Origin of the sequence: Ruegeria sp., assembly GCF_028066395.1 — a bacterium.
Lineage (GTDB): Bacteria > Pseudomonadota > Alphaproteobacteria > Rhodobacterales > Rhodobacteraceae > Ruegeria.
In genome coordinates this window covers 37308-43039 of sequence record NZ_JALCBM010000038.1, presented here as the reverse complement: position 1 = coordinate 43039, position 5732 = coordinate 37308, and the positions used below count along the sequence as shown (strand labels likewise).

Sequence of the window (5732 nt, the reverse complement as noted above, 5' to 3'; positions counted from 1 at the left end):
TTTCACAGACTCGCCTTTGCCTGCGCCACCAAACCGCTGCCCTGATGGGCTGGCAGGTGCTCCGACTTTCAGTGCGGCAAACACGTGGGGTTTCAAACGACCGGGGTAAAAAGCCTCAGGTCGAAGGCGGAACGCCGCCATCCATGCCAGCCTCGATATTCATGATTAGCGCGGCAATCTGTGTCGCGGAATGCACCCCCAGCTTTTCATACGCCCTGCGGCGCAAAGTGCGCACCGTGTTCTCAGAGACCCCCAATTCCAGCGCAGTGCCCGAGACACCGACCCCCTGAACCAGCATGTCGCACACCTCGGCCTCGCGCGGGGACAGCATGCCGAACGATCCGGCATCGCGATGGCGCAGCCCGGAAACACGTGCCTTGGGCGAAAGCTGAAAGGCCGACGAACCCACAACATAGTGCCGCAGGCCGATCAACTCGTGAACGATCGGCAGAATGGCCTGAAGGCGCTCCATCTCATCGTGTTGCAACCAGCCGGACTCCCGGCCACGCAGGAAAAAGGACATCAGGCCGATCCGGCCGGATCGGGAAGACACTGTGACCCGCTCGATCACCTCATCACGGATATAGATCGGCGTGCGGGGGTCAGCGGGATCGGGTCGCCACCTTTCGATGGCCAATTCGCCTTTGCCGGCGCTGCGTATCCGGCGCACTGTGTCTGCCACAAGGTCGTCATTGGCCAGGATCGTGCGGGCGTTGCGGTTGAACCAATAGCTGCTCATCTCGCCGCCCCAGATCGACAGGACCGGAACCGGCTTGTTCATGTCAGCCACGTAGAACGCGCCAAAATTGGCGATTTCCGCGGCCTGCCGGATGTAAGTCATCAACGCATCCGGGAATTCGGGGGTGCGCAGGGTCGCGACCAATGCGGCCACCGGATCGCGGGGCAGCGGGCGTGGCGGGAAGATGTCACTCATTAGGGTGACAGAATAAAATGCCGGTTTGCGGTAGTCAACGCGCCAACCCCTCAAAGCCCGGAATGCCACCATGACCAAGATTTTTTCCACGAAGAACCGCCCGGTTCATCTGGGCTCTTACCCGTTGGAGCGTCTGGAACGCCTAAGCGTGCTGCCGGATCTGTCTGCCACGTCCGCCACCAAGCCACTCAGCTTTCACCGTCCCGAACATCCCGAAAGCATCGTCAACGCGATGGGAGAGTTTCAGGCGATGATGGACGCGATCCGCGACGGGTTTGTGAACAAGGAAATCGCGGCCATCCCGGCGGACCCGATCGAGCGGGCCAATCACCTTAAGGCGTTTGGCTATTACAACGATGCCTCGATGGTGGGAACCGGGCCTTTGCGGGCCGACATGTTTCTGGACGCCCCTCGCCGCAACCCGGATATCGAGCGGCTGGCCCATGCGTTGAAGACCCGGCAGACCAAGACGCTGGCCTCGGGGATCGACATGATCATGGCCGACCTCAAGGAAAGCATGGAGGCGCAGCCGGGTCCGGTCACCCATCACACGCATGCTATCGTCTTTCTGTATGAACACTTGCGCGACCCGCGCGCAGACGAGCCCGGCAGCGACTGGATCATGGATGCGCAGGACCACCGCGCCTGTCTGCGGGCGACGGAAACAGCAGTGGTGATTGCCAACTACATCCGGCTTCTGGGGTATGACGCGCGGGCGCATACCTCGACCACAACCGAGGTTGATCTGAACAAGCTGGCGGTGGCCGCCGGTCTGGTCAGCGCCGAGGATGGCGAATTGGTTGCACCTTGGCTGGGCACACGGTTCGGTCTGGCCGCCATCACCACCGAGATGGAGATCGCCCATGACGCCGCGCTGGCCCCAATGTCGGCGCAACCCTGGTTCAAAACCCGTGGCCCGGCCTGGTGGCTGGGCAAGGGGTTCGGCAAATCCGCCCTGAACCGCGACCCCTATGCCCGTCGGAATTATGCTGACGGTGCCCACCCGTTTGAGCGGCTCAAGCGGGTGGATCAGCCCACCACCTATATTGACGAGGCCAACGTGGCGCGGGTCCCGAAACGCGCCGATATGTTCGCCCGCGCGCAATTCGGCGATATGGGCAAGAACCTGCAGGACAACGCCAAAGGTGGGCATTATGTGCGTAAATCCGCGCCCAGTTTTGCCCAGCGGCGCGCGCTTGGGGCTTTTGTTCTGCTACAGGACGGTGAGTCCGACGCCGCCGGAACCCGCCCCACCGATGCCGAGCGCAATGCGCAGAACCTCAAGGCGGCCAGCTATTTTCTGGGGGTCGATGCGGTCGGTACCAGCCGCTGCCCCGATTGGACATGGTACAGCCATGACGCCACCGGTACGCCCATCGACCCGCCCCATGATCAGGCGGTCAGCATGATCATCGATCAGGGGTTCGAGACCATGGAAGGTGCCAGCGGCGATGACTGGATCGCCGTCAGCCAGTCCATGCGCGCCTACCTGCGCTTTTCGCTGCTGGGCGGTGTGATTGCGCAACAAATCCGCAATCTGGGCTACAAGGCCAAAGCGCATACGGTGATGGATGGCGAAGTGCTGCAACCGCCGCTGTTGTTGCTGTCAGGTCTGGGTGAGGTCAGCCGCATCGGCGAGGTGATCCTTAACCCCTATCTGGGCCCGCGCCTGAAATCCGGTGCGGTGACCACCGACATGCCGATGGCGCATGACAAACCCATCGACTTCGGGCTGCAGAATTTCTGTGAGAACTGCAATAAATGCGCCCGCGAATGCCCCTCGGGCGCGATCACTGCCGGACCGAAACTGATGTTCAACGGTTATGAGATCTGGAAATCCGACAGCCAGAAATGCACCACCTATCGGGTCACGCAGCCCGGCGGTGCCATGTGCGGACGGTGCATGAAAACCTGCCCGTGGAATCTGGAAGGTTTGTTCACGCAGGCTCCGATCCGCTGGGCCGCATCGAACATTCCCGCCGCCGCGCCGGTGCTGGCGAAACTGGATGACCGGATCGGCAATGGCAGCCTCAATGAGGTCAAGAAATGGTGGTGGGATGTCGAGCTGGACGAAACCGGCGGCTACCGCGCGCCGAAAAACCCGGTCAACAGCCGGGATTTGCAAACCGATCTGGACCTGAAATTCGAAGACCAGACGCTGGCCGTCTATCCCGCCCCGCTGGCCCCGCACCCCTACCCCTATCCCTTCCCCATGGACCGCGAAGCCGGGATCGAGGCGTATGAAGCGATGATCCCCGCCAAGGAATATCAGGAACGGCTGGCGCAGGGTGATACATCAATGCTGCATCGCTATTCCAATGATGACGACGCGCCGGTCATTCAGGTGGAACTGGCCAAGGTCGAAGCAATGGCGGACGGCGTCAGCAAGTACGAGTTCACAAGCCTCAATGGCGCGCCGCTGCCGGAATGGACCGCAGGCGCACATCTGGACGTGCTGGTAGCGCCGGAATTCCTGCGGCAATATTCGATGTCCGGCAACCCCGCCGACCGCTCGGCCTATCAGATCGGTGTATTGCGCGAGGATGAGGGTCGCGGTGGCTCGGCCCTGCTGCACCGGATTTTCAACGAAGGGCGCAAGGTCTTCATCTCGAAACCCATCAACCATTTCGAACTGGACGAGACCGCCACAAAGACCTTCCTGATGGGCGGCGGTATCGGCATCACCCCGATGATCGCCTTTGCCCATCGCCTGTACGAATTGGGTGCGGATTTCGCATTGCACTATTCCGCCTCGACCCGCGCCGGTGCCGGGTTTCTGGACGATCTGGCCGCGATGCCCTGGGCCGACAAGGTGCATTACCATTTCTCGGATGAAGGCACCCGCGCCGATCTGGATGCCATCATGGCCGGATATCAGGACGGCTGGCACGTCTACACCTGTGGCCCGAACCGTTACATGGATGGCGTGATGGACGCCGCCGAACGGCAGGGCTTTCCCGAGGAGGCACGCCATCTGGAATATTTCTCGGTCCCGGAACAGCCGGAATACGAGAACTTCGAATTCACCGTGCGCCTGGCCCGTTCCGGCAAGGATCTGACAGTGCCCGAGGACAAGACCATCGCCGACGTGCTGCAGGAAAACGGATTTCATGTGGATGTGAAATGCTCGGACGGGATTTGCGGGGTGTGCAAATGCGGGCTGATCTCGGGCGAGGTCGAGCATCGGGATTTTGTCCTGTCCAACAAACAGCGTGAGACAACCATCATCACCTGCCAGTCCCGCGCATCCGGCAGCGATGGCCTGATCGAACTGGATGTGTGACGAGGGACCTGCCAAAGCGACAGGACGCCAATCAAAACATGGGGCTTAACCCGCCAGACGCATACGCGCTTTCGGGTTCAATTCGATCCTTCTATGGGTTTCACCGGTAGTCAGGCCCAACGGGTCAGACTACGACCCCCGGATTCATGATATCGTCCGGATCAATTGCCCTGTGAAGGCGCCGCATCACATCACGCTCAACCGGGGACCGCAGCATGTCGGCAATCGCAACCTTGGTGCGCCCCATGCCGTGTTCAGCGGCGAAACTGCCACTGAATTCGACCACCGTGCGATAGATGCAGTCCGACAGGTCGGTATCGCGCCCGGCGAAATCATTCTGCCCGACAGGCGGGGAAAGGTTGTAGTGGATGTTGCCATCCGCCAGATGGCCGAACACCCAGATACGCACACCCGGCAAAATCCGTTCGACCAAGGGGCTGCAACGGTCGACAAAAGCAGCGATCTGGCTGACCGGGACCGCGATGTCATGCTTGATCTGCCGCCCCTCCAGCCGCGCGCCTTCGGGCAGCTCCTCGCGGATGGCCCAAAGGGCCAGACGTTGCGCCTCGCTGCTGGCGATCACCGCGTCCTCGGCCAGGTCATTTTCAAAGAGATGTTCCAACGCGCGTTCAAAAATATCCTCAAGCCGCAGCCCGGGGATCGAGGTTGCAACCTCAGCCAGAACATAGAACGGCGACCGGCCTTGCAGCGGCCATTTCAGGCTGGGCACGTTCCGCAAAGCCAAATCCAACGTCGGGTCTTCGAAGAATTCCAGCCCGGTCAGGAACTCTCCGGCATCGGCGCGCAGGCTGCTTGCCAGTGCCAGCGCCCGGTGTCGGTCCGGGACCGCAATCAGGGCGGTGGCCCGGTCGCGGGCGGCGGGGAACAAGCGCAGCACGGCCTTGGTCACGACGCCCAGACGACCCTCGGACCCGGCAAACAGCTTGCGCAGCTGAAACCCAGCATTGTCCTTGATCAACCGCCGCGCCCCGTTCCAGATGCGGCCATCGGGCAGAACCACTTCGAGCCCCAAAACCAGGTCCTGCATCATGCCAAAGCGGAACGCATGCGACCCGCCTGCATTGCAGGCGATCAGCCCGCCGATCTGCGCGCTGCCCTCCGAGCCCAGATGCAGAGGGAAGTGCAGGTCTTCGGCAGCGACAGCCTCGTGCAACTGCGCCAAGACGACCCCCGGGCCAACCGTTGCCGTGAAATCTATCGGATCAATCGACTCGATCTGGTTCATGCGGGACAGGGACAGAATGACGGTGTTTTCGCGCGCCGCGACCGAGCCGCCAACCAGCCCGGTATTACCGCCTTGCGCCACCACGGCCACGCCATTCTGGTGGCACAGCCGCATGGTTTCGGCAACGGCTTCGGTCGTCGCAGGCCGGGCCACGCCAAGGGGCGCGACGCCAAACCGATCCAGCCAGTCGCGGCTGTAAGGCGCAGCCTCGGCACCGGTTTTCCAGCCCTCCGGCCCCAGCAGCGCGGAAAGGGAGGCCGCCAGTTCCA

At 62.0% G+C, this 5732-nt stretch carries 3 protein-coding genes; 1 reads left to right on the top strand and 2 read right to left on the bottom strand.

What is annotated here, in order from left to right; translation table 11 throughout:
• Positions 1-115: 115 nt before the first annotated feature.
• Positions 116-934 carry a helix-turn-helix transcriptional regulator gene (locus MPJ51_RS12945; RefSeq protein ID WP_298387303.1) on the bottom strand — a complete coding sequence of 273 codons (819 nt, stop codon included), beginning with the start codon at positions 932-934 and terminating at the stop codon, positions 116-118.
• Between the two features lie 70 nt (positions 935-1004).
• On the opposite strand from MPJ51_RS12945, the gene MPJ51_RS12940 reads away from it, so the two are divergent.
• Positions 1005-4217, top strand: a complete 3213-nt coding sequence (locus tag MPJ51_RS12940; RefSeq protein WP_298387300.1) for a reductive dehalogenase — start codon at positions 1005-1007, stop codon at positions 4215-4217.
• A gap of 124 nt (positions 4218-4341) precedes the next feature.
• Here the strand turns inward: MPJ51_RS12940 and MPJ51_RS12935 are convergent.
• Positions 4342-5732: FAD-binding oxidoreductase (locus tag MPJ51_RS12935; protein WP_298387297.1), on the bottom strand; the 1391-nt coding region annotated here is incomplete at its 5' end.

What these genes read in the sequence shown, in the direction of transcription:
- MPJ51_RS12945 (WP_298387303.1), bottom strand. Translation starts at nt 934, where the DNA reads ATGAGTGACATCTTCCCGCCACGCCCGCTGCCCCGCGATCCGGTGGCC.
- MPJ51_RS12940 (WP_298387300.1), top strand. Translation starts at nt 1,005, where the DNA reads ATGACCAAGATTTTTTCCACGAAGAACCGCCCGGTTCATCTGGGCTCT.